An 18,660-nucleotide genomic window follows, 5' to 3' on the forward strand; every position below is an offset into this window, starting at 1 on the left:
CGGCCGCCGCAGGCGTTTCGTGATGACCATGCCCGTCATTGGGCCACGATCCGGTATTTGTAGGTGTTGGTTCTTCCGGGTACGGTCGCGGACTGCTCGACAATCGGTTCAGCCAGTTGTTCGAATTTGTAACCTGCAGCCGGGGTGATCGTCGTGCCACCCTTGATCTTGTCGAGCCCCATGTCGCCGAAATAGCCGCCTTTCAGCTCGACCGTGCTCGGGTCGGAAGCCGCTGCCGCACCGTCGTCGCCCAGGCGTACGCAGTAGTCGTGCCCTTCGCTGTAAAATTTACCGCCGTTCACGACCGCATGTCCGTCGGCCAGTACGGCCAGTCCGTGGAAATTGTTGCCCATGCCTGACAGATCGTAGGTCGAGAAGATACCGTCGTTGATCGTCACCTTGCCGCCCGAGTCGACCGCCACGGCTCCCTGTACGCCCGATACCTCGGCGTAGTTGATGACGGTTTGCGTGCCTTCGCCCAACGTGCGGATGCAATATGCCCACTGGCCGTTTCCGTTGTGCGCCGTCGAGGAGAACTTCCCGTTATTGACAGTCAGCGAGCCGCCGCCCTGGTTGGCAACGGCGTAAAAAGCCGCGTTGACGGTGCAGTCCTCGAGTACGACCTTGCCGCCGTTGTTCAGGATACCCGACCCCTGCTGGTTATTGGTCGTTTCGAGCGTCGCGCCCCCGTCGATGGTCAGGTTTGCCCCTGCGTAATTCCGGATCAGGCCGTAATCGCCCGTAATGGAGCCTGGGCCCGAAACCGTGAGATCCGAGTAGTTGTTCAGCTTGTTGGACGAGACCGTTATCTTCGTCCCTTGGCCGAGCGTAAGCACGGTGGGGTAGTTGACCTGCACTGCTTGCGCGGTGGTCAGGTCGAGGTCGGCGGTCACGGCGATCTCGCCGCCGCGCGATGCCAGCGTTGCGGCCAGTTCTTCCGGTGTTGCGACCTCCACCTTGCGGCTCAGCGCCTCGCCGTTCAGGGTCAGCGTACTGATGCACAATTCGCCGACATAGGGCTGTATGTCCCACGTCGACTCGTACATCGACCCGAGCCCGTCGAGGTCTTCGCGCGAATTCGTCCCGCTGACCAGCTCCCCGGAGCAGGTGATGTCGATCGTTCCCTGGTTCACGTCGCCCGCGAAATACGAAGAGGCATAAACATACCCTCCGGTAGCCGGATAGCTCGTCTCCCCGTACAGTATCTGGTTCTTATGCCGGATGGTGACGTTCTTCACCGAGCACTCCTCGATACGGGCGTTTTGCTGCATCGTCCCCGCGAAACCGCCCAGTGCGTAGCCGCCCGTCAGCGTCACGCCGTCGGCCGTGATGTTCTTGTAGAGTGAAACCTCCGCCGATCCCAGTTCCATCAGGCCTATCACGCCGCCAATGCGGTAGGAGGTGGAGGCACTTTCTTTGCTCCCGTTTGCCGTCAGACTGATGTTCGTGAGTGCCACGTCCGAAACCGTCGTTCCGGGAAGGGCATACCCGATCAGTCCGCCGATCCATTTCCGCTGGCCTGCCTTCTCCGACGGCAGGTCGCTCTCGTAGGTGAGGTTGGCGACCTTCAGGTTTTTGATCACGGCGCCCGATTTCGTAGCCCCGAAAATCCCCACGCAGGTGTGGTACGACGGATTGACCGTGATGTTGCTGATCGTATGGCCTCCGCCGTCGAATTCGCCTGCGAACTCCTGTGCCTTGGCGCCTTCGGTGTAATTGGTGCCGAATCCGATCGGGGTGTAGATTTTGCCCGTCATGTCGATATCCTGCGTCATTTTATATTTCTTCGCAGCGTCGGTGGCATTCTCCGAAACCCACAGCATGTCCTCGTAGGAGTCGATCTCGTAATACCCCTCTGCATCCTGGGACGGGGCATTTACCGGGAGTTTGTTGCTCTCCGACATCGGGCATCTGAACGTCCTGCGGATGTCGCGCTGCAACGATACCGTGGTATTGTCGTTGAAGGTCTTGCGTTCCACGAACTTGTAGCCGTCGGTCGTCCATGCCGTAATCACGCAGTAGCTGACCACCAGCGGATGTACTACGGCGTAAATATAGGTGTCTCCTCCGGCCGCGATGGTCGCCGGGGCGGCGAGCGTCACCGATACCTTGTTGTCCGTTCTGCCCGCTACGGCCGTGGTCTTGTAGTCCGTATTCCCGAATTGGGGGTTCGCCGTCAGGTCTGCCGTATAGAGCCCCGTCAGGGGCTGGTTCCGGGCTGCCTCGAAATCGACCCGGCCGATCGTTACGTCGTTGTCCGTATCGTTCACCAGCCGGATGCGGAGCAGCGCGAATATCCCCGAGAAACTCAGTTTTACCGTGGGAGTATTGTCCGTATCGTTGACCACCGTGGTGGGCACGGCCGCCAGTGCATAGTATTTTGCCAGATTCGAAAAGTCGTCGCCGGCAACCTGCTGCTGTTCGGCCGGGACTTCGAGGTTGCGCGTACCCGCCCAGTTGCTCGACACGGCCGCGCGCGAATCGGCCGTGCCGTCCGTTGTCCCCGATACCTGGGCTTCGTTTTCTTCGTACGGGTAGTAGGCGTAAACATTCAGCCCTTCCTGGATGGCAAATGTCGAGGAAGACACCTGCTTGAAATCCACCCAGCCTTTTGTCTGCGAGTTCACGGCTTCGAAACAGAGGTTCTGATCCGTCCAGTCGTTGGCCGGATAGTTCAGGTACAGGCCGATCCGGTCGGCATCCTCGGCGCTGAACGAGAACCTCAGCCCGTCCTCCGTCATATCGGCCCTGGTCTGTCCGTCGTCCCCGACGGTGGCGCGTACGATGAAGTCCGCATCGGTTTGCTTCGCTCCCGACTCTTCTGTCGTGTCCGTCGTACAGCCGCACAGGGCTGCCCCAAGCAATAAATACGATAATTTGTTAATTTTCATCGTCTTATTTTTTTAGTCATACACATAAGTTTCCCGAACGGACACATCAGTATTCATTGGTGTCGTCATCCGGTTTTTCTACCTGGCTCGCTGCGAAACCTTGTTCGACGAGCACGAGCACCTCCTCGACGGAGGGCATCTCATAGCTTTTTCTTTTCATTTTGTAGGATTATTGTTAAAAGGGAAGTGACAGGTAAACGCAAGAAAGGGATGCTCTTTTGAGAGCATCCCTGAATATGGGTGTAATACGTTGGTTGTTAGTGTACTATGTGCCCAGTCCCGTGGGGGGGGTAAAATGACCGGCCTTACGGAGCGAATGTTCCGCAGAAGTGTGTTTCAGATATGTCCGGTAATTTCCCATTGTTTGACAAAAGTAGCAATTTTGGCGTAGAGGGATATGATTCCGGTCTGAAATGTTTATTAAAAAGACGTATTTGTTTGGGCGAGGGCATTTCCCCCCCCCATGCGAATATGATCCATACCTTTATATATAAAAAGGGGAGGGTATATGCCCTCCCCTCATGTATCGCTTCCGGGATTATTTCCCGGCATGCAGTTCCGGGTCATTTCCCGATGTTGATGAACGGTAATGCGCCGCCGCCGCTGTATGTCGGGAGTTTGCCGTCCCATTTGTCGATGGCGTCCTGCTGCACGAGCAGCGGGCTCAGCGATTGTGCCACGACGCGGTTGTAATAGGCTTCGCCGTCGCCTTTGATGCGCAGTGCCTGTGCCTCGCCCTGTGCCTTGGCGATTTCGATCTTGGCGTTCGCCTCGGCCTCCTTGACCTTGTTTTCCGCCTTCAGCGCATTCTGTACGGCCTCGTTCTTGGCGTTGATGGCTTCGGCGAGCGATTGCGGAGGGGTGATCTGCGACGTGAATTCCTCCACCAGGAATCCTTCCGACGAGAGGCTCACCTCCAGGCGTTTGCGCACCTCCGATTCGAATTCCCCGCGGTGCGACATCAGGTAGTCCGACGTATACTGGTTGGCACACGTACGGTATGCCTCGTAGATGCAGGTGCGGATGTAACCGTCTTCGATCTCCCCGAGGGTCTTGCGGTATTTGGTGAATACGGCCGTGGCCTTGTCCGGGTCGAGCCGGTAGGCGATCGTCGGATCCATCGTGAATTCCGAGGCGTCCTTGGCGTTGACGCGGAACGGTTCGTAGGTTTTGCGTTGGACGTAGATCGGGTATTCGAAGATCTTTTGCGTGATGGGGTTGTACCACACCCAGCCTTTGCACGTTCCGAGAACGCCTCCGTATTGGCTGGCGTCCGACGACCATTTCTTGAAGCGGATGCCGACCGAACCGCTGTCGATCGTCGTGCAGCTTATGAATGCGATTAACAACAGCACTGCGGGGATGAGTGCGAGCAGCAGATAGCGGGGTTTTATCTGCTTGATTTTGGGATTGTCGAGGAGATCCATTTGCTTGTCGGGATAGATTTATGGTAAATAAGGTTTTACAAATATAACGAAAAATCCTGATCCTGTTCCGCACCGGGGCATTTAGCGTGGTACGAATCTTGCGAATAGGGTGGCATGAATTAACCAACACCATTATTGCGTGAAAACAATCTTTACAACATTCGCTCTATCCCTTGCGTTGTGTGCCGCTGCCGGAGCGACGGCCCGGGCCGGGAGCGCGGTGCCGGCGCCTGCGGCCGACACCGTGATGCTGTCGGAGGCCACCGACGGCGATTACATCGTCCGCAGGTTCCTTGTGAAGCGTCAGGGCGACACGGATTATTCGATCCGTTACCAGATCAACCTGGCCAGCCTTTCCGCGGCGCTCGACGGCAATTCGCGCGAACTCGACGGGCTGAACGCCTTTGTGGACAACCTCATGCGCGATACGCTGATGAATGTCAAATCGGTCGAAATTACGGGCTATTCTTCGCCCGACGGGCCCCGGGCGTTCAACGAGACCCTCGCTCGGAACCGTGCCCGGGATTTCAAGAGTTACGTTGACAAGAAGTATGGTTTTTCGAAGAAGTACGACGTCACGCTGAATTCCGTCGCCGAGGATTGGGAGATGTGCCGTGCGCTGGTCGCCCAGTCGCCCGTGCCCGACAAACAGGCCGTGCTCGGAATCCTCGACGGGAAACAGTCGTCCGATGCCAAGGAACTGGCACTGAAAAAGATACCTGCGGCCTGGGAGTATATGATAAAGCATATCCTGCCGCCGCTTCGCCGCGTCGAACTGACGATCAATTACGGTGCGGGCAGCATTGTCGAGCAGCGCACGATGATCCCCAAGCCCAAAATCGCACCCCGGCCTGCCGAGCAGGCCTGCGAGCCGTGCGGATGCGAGGTTGTCGACGAGTCGATAACGGGTATCATCGTCGAGATGCCCGGAGATACCGATTACCGGAAAGACCTTCGCGAAGCCCGGCGCGAGGCGGGGAAAGCTTTGAAGGAGGCCGGCCACTATTCAAAGAAGGAACTCCATGAAGCCCGACGCATCGCCCGCGAACAGGAACGTGCCGCGCGCAAGATCGCCAGGAAGGAGGCACAGGCCGCCAAGGCCGCCGCCAAAGCCGGCAAAAAGACCTATCGGGAACTCGAAAGGATGTAGCCCGGTATCCGCCGATAAAAAGGATTCCCTAAAGAAGGGAATCCTTTTTTTCGTAGGTGCGCATCGGCGGCGGGTGCAATCTATGCCGATGCCGATGCGGCTCCGCTGCCAGCCGCAGTGGTTTTCCTCCGGTTTCTGATGATCCGATCTCGGGAGCCCCGGTTGGCCTTTTTCCGAACCGCTGCAAATGATAATAAAAGTTTTTAATAATCGTCCCCGCCCGATAAACCTTTGGTAATCCAAAGCTTTTTCGTACCTTTGTCCAGGAAATTTTTAAATACACGATAATATGGCAAATTTAAGGTACCTGAAAAAGGAGATCGACTATCGTCTGGAAGAGGTGGTTTTCGACTGCGATATGGCAATTTGTTTCCAGCCTTCGAAAGAGACGGAGATTTTCGAGGTGATGCAGGAAGCCGTGGCTATCCGCAACGACCTTTTCACCAAGGCGAACAATCCCGCCGAGCCGCATAACCCTTCGCTTGTCCGCAAGCACTATGCTGCGCTGCGTGCCGAGATGGTCGGTGAGTTCGAAAAACTCTTCGAGAAGCTCAGCAAGATCAACGAGGCGAAAAAGTAAAGCCTGTTCGTTCCGAATACGGGCGGTTCTGCATGGCGGAACCGCTTTTTTTGCCTTCATCCGGCATTGGCAGCTCTCCTGAAAGCCTTTCTCGACAGCCTTTCCCCAGCTGTTTCCTGGGCAGTGCTCCCGGCACCCTTTCCTGCCTGTTACTCGCTCCATCTCTCGTCCTTCCCGCCACTTCTCTCCGCGATTCTCCCCGTTGTATTTTCCTGTACCGCGTCTGTTCCTCCCTTATCCTTTCCCTGCCCCCCCCCGCGTCCTCGCGCGCTCCCTTTTCGCCCCTGTTCCCGTCTGTCCTCCCTCGCATCCTCGCGTGCGCTTTTCATGCCGGTTCTATACTGAAATCAAACACCCCGGTTTATGGATTGCTTTTTATTATTGTGTTTTGTTTTCTTATTTTTGCTTTTTTATGAAAAATAAGTATATTTGTTGGGTTGTAAAAAGAAAATTAATATTTCGTTTGTTGTTCCTTTGTCTACCCGGAGCATCGCGGCTATTTTTATCCGGAATTTTCCGGAAAGGGTAGGGCGCAACGGCGATGACGCCGGAATATCGACGAAACCCCAGACCAGCGTAAACCCATACTTACTATGAACCGGACAATTTTTGACAAGATCGGCTTGCCCAAACCCCTTGCCTGGGCGTATTTGGGAATTCTTATTTTCATGATGGGCGACGGCATCGAGCAGGGATGGCTGAGCCCGTACCTCATCGGCCGGGGTTTGTCCCTGGAGCAATCCGCCGGGCTTTTCACCATGTACGGCGTGACCATCGCTATTTCTGCGTGGTTCTCGGGCGTCCTGGCCGAGGCGTACGGCGTCAAACGGACGATGTTCGCCGGGCTCGTGCTCTACCTGCTGGGTACCTGCGGCTTCGTCGGTCTGTCGCTGCCCGGGCTGCATTACCCGCTGATGCTCGCGACCTATGCCCTGCGCGGGTTCGGTTATCCGCTGTTCGCCTATTCTTTTTTGGTCTGGATCGCCTATGCCGCGCCCAAGGACGGCCTCGGAAAGGCCGTCGGCTGGTTCTGGTTCGTATTTACCGGAGGGCTCAACGTCCTCGGGGCCTACTATTCCAGTTGGGCCATCGAGCGCATCGGCAATATCAATACGCTGTGGACATCCGTATTCTGGGCTTTGCTGGGGGCGTTTTTCGCCTTGGTGATGAACAAGTCGCAGAAACGGCTTGCCGTTGCGGGCGGTACCCGTGAGAAGATGAGGGAGTTGCTGAAGGGTATCACCATCATGAAGCAGGAACCGAAGGTGCTCTTGGGCGGCATCGTCCGTGTAATCAACACCACGGCGCAATTCGCTTTTCCCGTTTTCCTCCCGATGTATATGGCCGATTACGGGTTCACGACGACCGAGTGGCTCCGGATCTGGGGCACTATTTTCACGGCCAACATCGTCTTCAACCTCATTTTCGGCTTTGTCGGCGACAAAGTGGGGTGGCGCAACACCATTATCTGGTTCGGCGGCGTGGGCTGCGGTATCACCACGCTGCTGTTCTACTATTCGCCGCAGTTTTCGGCGGGCAATTTCTGGGTGGTGATGGCTGCCGGCGTACTCTGGGGCGCCCTGCTTGCCGGATATGTCCCGCTGTCGGCCCTGATGCCCTCGCTTGTCAAAAAGGACAAGGGGGCGGCTGTTTCCGTGCTGAACCTCGGTGCGGGGCTTCCGGTTTTCGTCGGCCCCGCCATCGTCGGGGTGTTCTACCGGCTGGTCGGCGGCGAGGGCGTCGTATGGATTTTGGCCGGGCTTTATTTTTTCGGGGCTTTCCTGACGAAGTTCATAACCCTGCCCGGGAATGCGAAGACCGTGTAACCGGTCTGCGGCGGGTACATTTGGGCGGCGGCTGGCGGAGCCGGCCTTGCCGGCATCGCGCCCCAGCCGCAGGCAGGCGTGTGCGCTGTCCCGCCCCGGATCAGTCGTGGTCGCAGCAGCAGTCGCCCGGATGGTGCTCCAGCACGGTGTGCGGGATATGCCCGTGGGATACGATCTGAATAGGGCAGTCGTAATTGCGCAGCTGCTCCTCGGTGATGACGTTCGAATGGTGGCGGTGCACGCGGCGGTTCACGCAGACGATCTCCTTCACCACGCTGGTGATCGTGCCGATGTCGTGCGACACCATGACGATCGCCATCCGGCTGTTCAACTCGCGCAGCGTCCGGTAAAGCTCGTTTTCGAATTTGTTGTCCACGAAATTCGCCGGCTCGTCCAGTATCAGCAGCTTCGGGTCTGAAATCACCGCCCTGCACAGCAGCGCCCGCTGCATCTGCCCGCCCGAAACCTCGCCGATGGGGCTGCGTGCCGTCTCCCCGATCCCCGATGTTTCGAGCAGCCCGAGGGCTTTTGCCCGGTCTGCCTTCGTGTACCGGGAAACGAAGCCCCGGTGCCCTTGCAGCCCCGACAATACCACCTCCAGCACCGAGATCGGGAATGTCCGGTCGAAATTGCTGATCTGGGGCATATATCCGATCAGCCGCTCCTTGCCGCGGAACAACTCCGGGGAGAGCACGACCTCGCCGGTGTGGGGTACCGTCCCGAGGATCGCCTTCACGAGTGTCGTTTTCCCGCCTCCGTTGGGGCCTATTATTCCCAGGAAATCATCCTGTGCGATCGTGAGGTCGACATTTTTCAGCGCCTCGTACCCGTCGTACGCTACGCCGACGTGGTGTAATGTCACCAGGTTCATCTCCGTGTGATTATGCCGGTTATCTCTTCGATGTTTGCGATCACGTCCTCACGCAGCGGGTCTACCTCCGCATACTCGGCGTCGATGTCGCGGGCAATGACCTCCACGGCCGATGCCGGGAACTGGCTCTGGTAGAGGATGCGCCGCACGCCGTCCTCGCGCGCCTGCCGGATAAGCTGTGTCAGTTGTTTTGCCGACGGTTCCTTCCCGTCGGCTTCGATGGCAATCTGCCGTAACCCGTAGTCCCGGGCGTAGTAGGTGAGGGCGGGGTGGTAGATGATGAAATATTCCACGTCGCTTGCGGCGATCCGTGCCGCCGTCCGTTCGTCCAGTGCCTTCAGTTCCTGTTGCAGCAGCCTGTAATTCGTTTCATACTTTACCGAGTCTGGATAGGCTTCCCGGATCGCCTCATAGGCGTTTTCCGCCATCTTCTGCAATGCCCGGGGCGATGTCCAGACATGCGGGTCGATGCCGTGCGTATGCGTATGGCCGTGGCTGCCGTGCGAGCAGGTGCCGGCGATCAGCTCGATGCCGCGGCTGAGGTTGACCACCTTCGCCTGGTCTTCGATCTTTGCCAACAGCGTGGTTTCGAAGTCGATAAGCCCGACATTGAAGACCATGCGGGCTTTGTTCAGGCCGACGAACTGTCGGGGTGTCGGCTCGAAGGTTTCGGGGCTCGCTCCAGGCGGTACGAGTACCTCGATGTCGAAATCGTCGCCGACAATTCCCTGTACGAGGCTCCGGAGCGGCAGGATCGAGACGTACAGCGGCTCGCCGTCCGCCTGGCGGCGTGATGTGCAGCCGCCGCACACGATGGCTATGAGTAGGGCGATGTAGATTTTACGCATCTTGTATCTTGTTGGTAATTAATGTATTGATCTGTATTCGGTAGGGTAGTCCCCGTTTCCTCTTGTATGCAACAGTCAGGCCGATTGCCAGAATTATGGTGCAGAGCCGCAACGCGTTGGCCCCTATGTCGCCGACGGCGCCGCTCGTACTTACGCGGAACACTATCCAGGGTAGGTTCATCAGAGTGTGCAGCCAGATTACGCTCCAGAGGTTGTAGTTCCATTCGACATAGAGCCAGCTGAAAAAAATGCTGCCCAGTGCCGTAACCCCGAAGGCCGTCAGTGCCGATACCGGGTCGTGCCCTTGGTAGAGATGCAACGATCCGAATGCCAGTGCCGCCAACAGTGCCGCGGGCAGAAACCCCCAGCGGGCGTACCTGAAGAGCTGTCCGAAGACGAATCCCCTGTATACCAGCTCTTCGAACATCCCGGCAATGAATATCCATGTAAATGCTTCGTCGGCAGAGAGTTCCCGGTCGAACTCGCCGATGACGGCATACCCGGCGATCATCGGCAGCGTCGCCGTTACGGCGAAGAGCAGCCCTGTGCCGAAACCGTGCGACAGGCCCATCGACGAGGCGATGTCCCGGCGTGCGTGCAGCAGGAACAATGCCCCGGACGGAATAAGCCCCGCCAACAGGTAATTCAGTGTATAATGGAGCGTCTGCGAACTGCCGATGCAGCCTTCGAACGGCCTCACGGCTATATTGAAATACCACAGCACGAAAAAAAGCATGAAAGCCCCGAGGATAATTGCCGAGCGTTTTATACAGCAGTCATTTCCAGCCATTTGTTTTGATTTAACCGTTACAAAAATAGCAAAAAAACACGGAAATGACATACGATCGCCATGTGCCGTATTGGTATTTTGTTAAGGTGTTGGTATGTAGGCGGATAAAATTTGTGCTTTTGTGTCTCCGGCGTGCTTGCGCGCGCATATCCTGCAAGGGATTTGGAGCACGACCGAAGCGTAGCTTGATTCCTGCGCAGGCGATATTTGAAACGCCGGATCGCTATTACGTTGCGGAACAGTAACCCGTTAGGCGCACGTTTCCAGTCTCATAGAGGCGCTCAGGGTTTGGGGCGTAATTTTATCGCCGTTTCGGGAGGGTTCGCATTTAGGCGATTGTACCGTTGTGGGGTTTTTTATTGAATTAATATTAACATTATGTTAAATAAAGCGGGTTATGAAGACAGGCAATTGTACCGTTGCCAGGAATTTCTCCTTACCTATTAATAAGTAATTGCCAAGTGTTTCGGGAATAGACCACGTACCGTCCGTTTCGAAGCGGAAACCGGGTTGTCCGAATTTTATCTTTCCGAGAATCGAATATTCCGGGCATCTGCCCGCATGGATTATTTCAACGCTTTGTCGATGGCGTAAAACTTTCGAAGGTCTGGTCATCATAGAGCACGACGACGCGTTTGATATTCGCTTTGCCGAACAACGCCGGCGGAAACTGCGTCGCAGATCCGTCATGCCCGTCGGCGTCCTGCGTTTGTTTTTCATCCGCCCGAAGTCCGCCCGGCAGTGTCGGCGTGAAAAGGTCGTTGCCCAATTCGGGGGACGACCTTTGTGCCGCCGTTGTACGGGAGGCCTGCTGGCCCGACGAGGCTGCCGGATATTCATCCCGATACATTTTGTCGGAATCGAGCAGCAGCCAATCCGGATTGATCCGGGGAAACCTCCTGAGGATCTTTTGCAGCAAATCGAAGCCCGGTTTGTTGCGTCCTGCGAGAATGTGGGATATTCCGGCGGGATTGATCTCGAGCTGCTCTGCAAGCTGGCTCGGCTTCAATCCTTCGTTTTTCATCAAATCGAGCAATTTTTCCCTCATCAGCGTAATTTTTTACAAATATAAAGTTTTTTCTTTTGTAAAACAAGTAAGATCTACATTTGTAAAATGTTAATAATTGTTGATAATGTTTACATCTGTAAAAGAAATAATATCGTTAAATTCATCCGGGCAGATTGTTATCCACTATTAGTTAATATAAATATATGTATATTGCTGATAAATAGCATAATTATATGCTAAAATTACTCTTGGGAATCTATTTTGCACAACCACTCTATACCCATTCCGATATTGTTTAACTTAATTTGTATATAAATAGTATAACTTGCTGGTATTTAGTGTGTATATGTGTGATTGTTTAACAATTTAACTCATGTACTTTGCATTGCGGACAGGCTTTGTCTGCACTCCCCTACTGTTTTTACAAAAATATAAATCAACAGGGATTACGCTTGTTGTTGATTAACATTTGTAATTACAATTGGAAAGTGCCCTCCACTTTGATATTTACATTTGTAAATACACTACCCTTTTTCGATAAAAAATTCGATTTTCCCCGGTATTCCCGGTAAACAGCAAGTGCTTTTTCGGCAAACTCCTGCTCTTCGCAAATATTATGTTAAATAAAAAGAATGCGGATAGTGTTAATAACCCACTATCCGCTTATGATATAAGTAATTATATTTTTGTAAACAGCCCCTTATCCGAAGAGTTTTGCTGCAATTTCCCGGAACTCTTCCGGCGTCAATTTGAGCTTTTCGCGGTGGAAATCCACGTCGTTTTCGCTCTGTATGGGGATCAGATGGATGTGTGCATGCGGTACTTCGAGCCCTAAGGCGACCACTGCGACCCTCTTGCAGGCTATTTCCTGCTTGATTTTGGCCGCGACCTTTTTGGCGAAGAGCATCATGCCGGCCAGTGTCTTGTCGTCGAGGTCGAAAATGTAGTCCACTTCCATTTTGGGTACCACCAGCGTGTGCCCTTTGGTCAGCGGGTTGATGTCGAGGAATGCGTAATAGTTTTCGTCTTCGGCGACCTTATACGAAGGGATCTCGCCGGCAATGATGCGTGTAAAGATGGATGACATAGCTTCGTTTTTTGTGATTTCCGTATTTTTTTGCGTTCTTTCGCCGTTTGCGTTTGTTGTCCCCACCCACTCTAAAACGGCTTTTTCCCGGCCAGGAGCCGCCTGTGGTTGACGATGCCGAGCAGTATGTTGGCATAACCGGCGAGCAGTACCACGGCGGTCATCCAGCCGAATGTGTCCCTCCCCGTGCATAACACTACGACCCATGCTCCGGCCAGGACGCTCCAGGCGCCGAGCAGCCAGTATTGCAGCTTCAGCTTCCGCCTTATTTTTTCGGGGGCGTAAACGCTTGCCCGCCATTTAGTCTCCTCGGGTGTCATAGGTAAATCCTCCTTCCCGTTATTCGTCGAATTTTGGCTTGAGTATCTCCGAATAGATGACGGCCCTGCGCAGGTCGAAATCCTCGGTTATTTCGGCTGTAGCATCCTCCTGCGCGTCGTCATACGCGGCGTGGGGATGCTCCGTGGCTGTCATGCTGCCTTTTTGCACGTCGCTGCGCCCGCTGAGGGGTGCAGTGTGCCCGGAACCGGCCGCCGGGGCCGCATCTTCGAATCCGGCAGACGGCGCCATCGTCGGGGTTGCCGCCGGTGCCACGGCCGGCTGCACAGCCTGCCGGACGGGAGTGTCCTCCCTTGAATCCGGTTGCGGCCCCGCAGCCGGATCCCATGACGGCCATGCCTCGCTGCCGGCGTGCCTGTCGCCGGCCTGCCGGGCCTGTTTCTTCGCCTGTTTGCGGCTCTGCGATACCACGTTGAATATCATGGCCGCTGCGATCACTACGATCCATAGGACGGTCGAGAAGTTTTCCATATCAGCTCAGGGTTCGTTTGACACTTTCAATACCTTTTATCTTGCGCAGTTTGTCCATCACGTCGTGCAGGCCCTCTGCATCCTTCACATAGAGGCTTATGCTGCCCTCGAAGATGCCGTCGTGGCTGTGGATGCTGACCTCGCGGATGTTGATGCTGAAATCGCCGCTCACGACCTTCGCCAGGTCGAGCAGGATGCCCATGCGGTCGATGCCCCGCAGTTCGATGGTGACCAGGTACGACATGGCCTTGTGCTGCGACCACTTGATTTCGTCCTTGACGATGTTCTTGCCGAATTGCGCTGCAAGCCTGTCCAGCTCGTCGCAGTTGGCTTTGTGTACGATGATGTTGCCCGTCGCCGGGTCGCGGTACCCCACGACCTTGTCTCCGGGGATCGGCTTGCAGCATTCGGCGATTTCGAACTGGGGTTCTGCCGCCGGTTCCTTTTCCGGGGCGGTTTCGCCCGGGGCGGTGGCGTCGTCGCCGTCTTCCTCCTCCTTTTTGTTGATGAACAGCGTCCAGAATTTGAGGATTTTGCTTTTGGAGTTGACCTTCAGGACTTTTTCGAGGTTGTCGAGGTTGACGATCCCCGCCCCGATCTTGCTGTACAGTTCCTCCTTGTTGTTACTCTCGTAGATGGGTACTATTTTGCGCAGAACGCGGCCGCTGAGCTTGATATTGAGCGACTTCATCTTTTCATCGAGCATGTGCATACCCCGCTCGATGTTGTTCTGCCGCTCGCGCTTGAGGAAACTCTTGATCGACTGCTTGGCTTTGGCCGTAGTTACGATCTCCAGCCATTCGGGCTTGGGACGCGCATTGTCGGCCGTGATGATCTCGATCTGGTCGCCACTGTTGATCTGCGTGGTGATCGGTTCGAGCTTGTGGTTGATCTTGGCGCTGATGGCGCTGTTTCCGATCTTCGAGTGGATGTCGTATGCGAAATCGAGCGCCGTGGCGCCGAACGGCATTTTTCGGGCCTCTCCCTTGGGTGTAAACACCACTATTTCCGAGGTATACAGCGATAACTTGAAGTTATCCAGGAAGTCTACCGCGTTCTCCGTGGGGCTGTTCAGCGCCGAGCGGATCTGTTTGAGCCACTTGTCGAATTCGTCCTCGTCCTGCGAGATGGTCGCATGCTTGTATTTCCAGTGCGCGGCGAATCCCCTTTCGGCGATGTCCTCCATGCGCTGGGTGCGGATCTGTACCTCGACCCATACGCCGTCGGGCCCCATCACGGTCGAATGCAGCGCCTCGTAGCCGTTGGCCTTGGGCATCGAGATCCAGTCGCGCAGCCGGTCGGGTTTCGGGGTGTAGATGTCCGTGATGGTGGAGTATACCTGCCAGCATTGGGTCTTTTCCGAGGGGAACGGCAGCGGCTTGAACACGATGCGGATGGCAAACAGGTCGTATATCTCCTCGAAGGGGATCTGTTTGCGCTGCATCTTGCTCCATATCGAGTAGACGCTCTTTACCCGCCCCGAGATTTCGTAGTTGATGTTGTCGCGGTTGAGCCCCGCGATGATCGGGGCGTTGAACTTGCTGATGAACTCCTGGCGCGACGCCTCGGTTTCATTGAGTTTCTGTGTGATCTCGGCGTATTGCTGCGGGAACCGGTACTTCATGCAGAGGTCTTCCAGTTCGCTTTTGATCGAATAAAGCCCCAGCCGGTAGGCCAGCGGTGCGAAGAGGTAGATCGTTTCGCCCGTGATCTTGATCTGTTTGTTCATCGGCATCGCCCCCAGCGTGCGCATGTTGTGCAGGCGGTCGGCGATTTTGATGAGGATGACCCGCACGTCGTCCGAGAGGGTCAGCAACACCTTGCGGAAATATTCGGCCTGTTCCGAGGTTTCGGCGTTGAACACGCCCGACATCTTGGTCAGCCCGTCGACCATCGAGGCGATTTTCGGCCCGAAGATGCGTTCCATGTCTTCCACGGTGTATTCCGTGTCTTCCACGACGTCGTGCAGCAATGCCGCCACGACCGATTTCACGCCCAGTCCGATCTCCTCGATGACGATCTTGGCTACTGCAATAGGATGCAGGAGGTATGGCTCGCCGGAGCGGCGCCTTACCCCCTGATGTGCCTCCTTGGCCAGGAAAAATGCCCTTTTTATGAAATTCCAGTCCTCGTCGTTCTTACATATCTTGGTGCACGAGAGGAGCAGATCGTCCCACTTTTCCTTGATTATAACTTCATCCTCGGCAGTATAATCCATACCTTATTGTTTAGGTGCCTTCATGGCCTCGCGTACCTTGGCCTCGATTTCGTTGCGGAGCGCGTCGTCGTTTTTCAGCAGCTCCTTCACGGCGTCGCGTCCCTGGCCGATCTTGCGGTCGCCGTACGAGAACCACGAGCCGGCTTTCTTGACCACGCCGTAGTCGACGCCCAGGTCGACGATCTCGCCGATCTTCGAGATGCCCTCGCCGAACATGATGTCGAATTCCGCACGTTTGAACGGGGGTGCCACCTTGTTCTTCACGACCTTCACCTTGGTGCGTGTTCCCAACTGTTCCTCGCCGTCCTTGATGACCGACATGCGGCGGATGTCGATGCGCACGCTGGCGTAGAATTTCAGGGCATTGCCGCCCGTCGTGGTCTCGGGATTACCGTAGACGACACCGATCTTGTCGCGCAGCTGGTTGATGAAGATGCAGACCGTCTTGGTCTTCGAGATGCTCGACGTCAGCTTGCGCAGTGCCTGCGACATCAGGCGGGCCTGGAGGCCCATCTTCGAGTCGCCCATCTCGCCTTCGATCTCGGCCTTGGGGGTCAGCGCCGCCACCGAGTCGATGACGATGATGTCGATCGCGCTCGACCGGATCAGCGAATCGGCGATTTCGAGCGCCTGCTCGCCGTTGTCGGGCTGCGATATGAGCAGGTTGTCGACGTCCACGCCCAGTTTCTGTGCGTAGAAGCTGTCGAAAGCGTGCTCGGCGTCGATGAACGCCGCGATGCCGCCGGCTTTCTGCGCCTCGGCGATGGCGTGGATCGCCAGGGTCGTCTTACCCGACGACTCGGGGCCGTAGATCTCCACGACGCGGCCTTTGGGATAGCCGCCCACACCCAGCGCCATGTCGAGCGTGATCGAACCCGTCGGGATGACCGGTACGTCGTTCACCTCCTGCGAGTTCATGCGCATGATCGAGCCCTTGCCGAAGTCCTTTTCTATTTTTTCCATCACTGCGTTAAGCACTTTGAGCTTATCCGCATTTACCTGTACTTTTTCTGCCATTTTGTGTAGTTCCTCGTTATTTGAAATTTTTTTTATCGTTTTTGTTGCCGCATCCTGTCCAGGGCTTTCATCTGGTCGGTGCGCTTGTCGGCTTTCGTGCCGCGCGGCATTGGGAAGCTGATTGTCCGGGCATCCAGCATCCGGTCCTGGAAGGGGCTCCAGTTGTTGACCGATGTGTTGCCTATTCCCCAGAGCCCGGTTCGCCTGTTCAGGTCGTGCGGGTATTTCTGCCGGGATCGGATCAGGGACTCTTCCTGTTGCGCAGCCCGCTCCTGCATGGTGCGGTGGAGTTTGCGGCGTGCGCGCAGGTAGGGGTTTACCTCTTCCTGCAGCCACCGGAGCCCGAACTCCTCGGGGGGAAGCATCCGCAGCGAACTTGCGGCGGCATGCGCCTTGGCCGAGAACTCGGCCGGAAGTTCTGTCGCGGGCACGCCCGGATACCCTGCTGCGAATTCCGCCGGTTGGTGGCGCCCCGGCTCCGCTGCGGATTCCCGTGCGGGATTTTGCACGAATTCATGCGCGGGTGCCGCCGGCCGCCCTTGTGCCGGAAGCTGCAGGGGCCCCAGGAGGCTGCCTGCCGAAAGTAGTATGCCCGCAAAGAATTTCATGTCTCGGTCGTCGGTTGGTGCCGTCCTATTTGTATGCGTCCAGGATTTGCCGGTAGTGGTTTGCGGTGTCGACCTTGGTGAATACCTTTTCGATCCGCCCCTCGGCGTCGATGACGAACGTCGTGCGCAGTACGCCCATGTATTTGCGGCCGTACATCGACTTTTCGGCCCAGACCCCGTAAGCTTCGCAGACGCTGTGGTCGGTGTCGGCGAGCAGCGTGAAATTCAGGTCGTGCTTGGCACAGAAGTTCCGGTGCGATTTTTCGCTGTCGGGGCTTACGCCGATGATCCGGAATCCCATGCGGGCGAGTTCTGCCCTGCCGTCGCGCAGGCTCTTGGCTTCGAGCGTGCACCCCGAGGTGTTGTCCTTGGGGTAGAAATAGAGTATCGTGCGTTGTCCCTTCAGGTCGGCCAGCGTCAGCGCCGCACCGTCCTGGGTCGTGGACTTGAAATCCGGGGCCATATCCCCCGCCTGTAACTGTGTCATACGTTTCCGAAAAAAGGTTCGTTTTCGCAAAAATAGTGCAAGCCCTGCGCTGTACCCCGTTTCCGGGGCAAGGCCCGGGCAGTGCCTATTTTGGGTAAAGATAGGAATTTTCCGCGGATTTTCACCCTTCCGTGCCTACTTTTTTGTTGCCCTGCCGCGTGTGCCGCGCGCCGCTCAGTCCCACATGTAGGTCACCTCGATCTGTTCGTTGAACTCTTCCTGCGTGGTGTTGAGTTTCTTGCGGCAAGCCGGGCAGCGGATCGCCGTTTCGGTTTCGACATATTCGCCGCATCCCACGCACACCGGCAGTACGCCGTAGCCCGGTTGCATGTGGTGCTCGAACTGCGCCCCGCAGTGCCTGCACCTGATTTTGTAAGCTGTTCCCATAATCGTTTTCTTTTAGGTTCACGGTACAAAGGAACAGCGCCGTAGTGACAACTTGTGACACGGAATTAAAAAACGCATGTTTTTTTGTGAAACATGCGTTTTTTGCCGGAATCCTGTGGGGTCAGTGGGCGTGTTCGGCCTCCATGGCTTCCTGCTGGGTCTTGTGTACCGTGCCGTGGGGATGCTCCGCCGGGGCGTAGATCGAATAGAGTTTCAGCGGCCTGTCGCCTTTGTTGACGATGTTGTGCCACTTCCCGGCCGGGACGAAGATCGCATAGTCGTCTTCCACGTCGCGTACGAAGTCGAGCTTATCCTGGCTGTCGCCCATCATCACCTGTGCCATACCCTCTTCGATGCGCAGGAACTGGTCGATGCCCATGTGCTGCTCCAACCCTACATCCCCGCCTACGGGAATCGTCATCAGCGTGACCTGCAGGTTGTTGCCCGTCCAGAGCACCGTCCTGAAATTCTCGTTCCCGAGCGTGTAGCTTTCGATGTTCAGGACGGTCGGTTCCGTCCCGTAATCCTGCAGTACGACGGCCGCTGCTGCCGGCAGCGTTTCAGTCGTTCGGGGTGTTTGCCGGCAGCAGGAACCGGCTGCTAATGCCGTGCAAAGCACACCCAGCGTTGCGATCGTGTTTATTTTCATGATGT

The 18,660-nt window shown here is 56.2% G+C and carries 18 protein-coding genes; 3 read left to right on the top strand and 15 right to left on the bottom strand.

Annotated features, from left to right (window positions below):
* Positions 1–35: 35 nt before the first annotated feature.
* Positions 36–2,891 (bottom strand): fimbrillin family protein, encoded by a 2,856-nt coding sequence (locus DW189_RS01870; RefSeq protein WP_147326487.1) that lies wholly within the window; start codon positions 2,889–2,891, stop codon positions 36–38.
* Between the two features lie 563 nt (positions 2,892–3,454).
* Positions 3,455–4,318, bottom strand: a complete 864-nt coding sequence (locus tag DW189_RS01875) for a prohibitin family protein (RefSeq protein WP_018697166.1) — start codon at positions 4,316–4,318, stop codon at positions 3,455–3,457.
* 139 nt (positions 4,319–4,457) lie between these two features.
* On the opposite strand from DW189_RS01875, the gene DW189_RS01880 reads away from it, so the two are divergent.
* The 3 genes from DW189_RS01880 to DW189_RS01895 all read left to right on the top strand — a co-directional run bounded on the left by DW189_RS01880 (position 4,458) and on the right by DW189_RS01895 (position 7,874).
* On the top strand, positions 4,458–5,468 hold the full coding sequence (locus DW189_RS01880; RefSeq protein ID WP_259295420.1) for a hypothetical protein: 1,011 nt from the start codon (positions 4,458–4,460) through the stop codon (positions 5,466–5,468).
* Between the two features lie 289 nt (positions 5,469–5,757).
* Positions 5,758–6,048: a hypothetical protein gene (locus tag DW189_RS01885; RefSeq protein ID WP_018697168.1), complete on the top strand. Its 291-nt coding sequence runs from the start codon at positions 5,758–5,760 to the stop codon at positions 6,046–6,048.
* 593 nt (positions 6,049–6,641) lie between these two features.
* Positions 6,642–7,874, top strand: coding sequence for an MFS transporter (locus tag DW189_RS01895; protein ID WP_117506678.1), 1,233 nt, complete (start codon positions 6,642–6,644; stop codon positions 7,872–7,874).
* Between the two features lie 100 nt (positions 7,875–7,974).
* Here DW189_RS01895 and DW189_RS01900 read toward each other — a convergent pair whose 3' ends face one another.
* The 13 genes from DW189_RS01900 to DW189_RS01960 form a co-directional block, all read right to left on the bottom strand.
* Positions 7,975–8,745, bottom strand: coding sequence for a metal ABC transporter ATP-binding protein (locus DW189_RS01900; protein WP_117506679.1), 771 nt, complete (start codon positions 8,743–8,745; stop codon positions 7,975–7,977).
* Positions 8,742–9,593, bottom strand: a complete 852-nt coding sequence (locus DW189_RS01905) for a metal ABC transporter solute-binding protein, Zn/Mn family (protein WP_022333120.1) — start codon at positions 9,591–9,593, stop codon at positions 8,742–8,744. The genes DW189_RS01900 and DW189_RS01905 overlap by 4 nt, the downstream gene beginning before the upstream one ends.
* Positions 9,586–10,383, bottom strand: coding sequence for a CPBP family intramembrane glutamic endopeptidase (locus tag DW189_RS01910; protein ID WP_117506680.1), 798 nt, complete (start codon positions 10,381–10,383; stop codon positions 9,586–9,588). The genes DW189_RS01905 and DW189_RS01910 overlap by 8 nt, the downstream gene beginning before the upstream one ends.
* Before the next feature lie 571 nt (positions 10,384–10,954).
* Positions 10,955–11,431 carry a helix-turn-helix domain-containing protein gene (locus DW189_RS01915; protein WP_022333118.1) on the bottom strand — a complete coding sequence of 159 codons (477 nt, stop codon included), beginning with the start codon at positions 11,429–11,431 and terminating at the stop codon, positions 10,955–10,957.
* 661 nt (positions 11,432–12,092) lie between these two features.
* Positions 12,093–12,479, bottom strand: a complete 387-nt coding sequence (locus DW189_RS01920) for an HIT family protein (protein WP_055203383.1) — start codon at positions 12,477–12,479, stop codon at positions 12,093–12,095.
* A gap of 71 nt (positions 12,480–12,550) precedes the next feature.
* Positions 12,551–12,799 (bottom strand): hypothetical protein, encoded by a 249-nt coding sequence (locus DW189_RS01925; protein ID WP_055210468.1) that lies wholly within the window; start codon positions 12,797–12,799, stop codon positions 12,551–12,553.
* A 19-nt stretch (positions 12,800–12,818) separates the two neighbouring features.
* Positions 12,819–13,289 (bottom strand): hypothetical protein, encoded by a 471-nt coding sequence (locus tag DW189_RS01930; RefSeq protein ID WP_117506681.1) that lies wholly within the window; start codon positions 13,287–13,289, stop codon positions 12,819–12,821.
* A 1-nt stretch (position 13,290) separates the two neighbouring features.
* On the bottom strand, positions 13,291–15,507 hold the full coding sequence (locus DW189_RS01935) for a RelA/SpoT family protein (RefSeq protein WP_055203388.1): 2,217 nt from the start codon (positions 15,505–15,507) through the stop codon (positions 13,291–13,293).
* Positions 15,508–15,510: 3 nt separating this feature from the next.
* Positions 15,511–16,524 carry a recombinase RecA gene (recA, locus tag DW189_RS01940; RefSeq protein WP_117506682.1) on the bottom strand — a complete coding sequence of 338 codons (1,014 nt, stop codon included), beginning with the start codon at positions 16,522–16,524 and terminating at the stop codon, positions 15,511–15,513.
* A gap of 32 nt (positions 16,525–16,556) precedes the next feature.
* Positions 16,557–17,132 (bottom strand): hypothetical protein, encoded by a 576-nt coding sequence (locus DW189_RS01945; RefSeq protein ID WP_117506683.1) that lies wholly within the window; start codon positions 17,130–17,132, stop codon positions 16,557–16,559.
* 25 nt (positions 17,133–17,157) lie between these two features.
* Positions 17,158–17,619: a thioredoxin-dependent thiol peroxidase gene (gene bcp / locus DW189_RS01950; RefSeq protein ID WP_018697190.1), complete on the bottom strand. Its 462-nt coding sequence runs from the start codon at positions 17,617–17,619 to the stop codon at positions 17,158–17,160.
* Positions 17,620–17,793: 174 nt separating this feature from the next.
* A complete protein-coding gene (locus DW189_RS01955; RefSeq protein ID WP_022333111.1) occupies positions 17,794–18,006 on the bottom strand; it encodes a hypothetical protein in 213 nt (70 codons plus the stop codon).
* A gap of 121 nt (positions 18,007–18,127) precedes the next feature.
* Entirely contained in the window at positions 18,128–18,655 is a 528-nt protein-coding gene (locus DW189_RS01960) for a cupin domain-containing protein (RefSeq protein ID WP_117506684.1), read from the bottom strand.
* Between the last annotated feature and the right edge of the window lie 5 nt (positions 18,656–18,660).

The organism is Alistipes sp. AM16-43 (genome assembly GCF_003435745.1).
Lineage (GTDB): Bacteria > Bacteroidota > Bacteroidia > Bacteroidales > Rikenellaceae > Alistipes > Alistipes onderdonkii.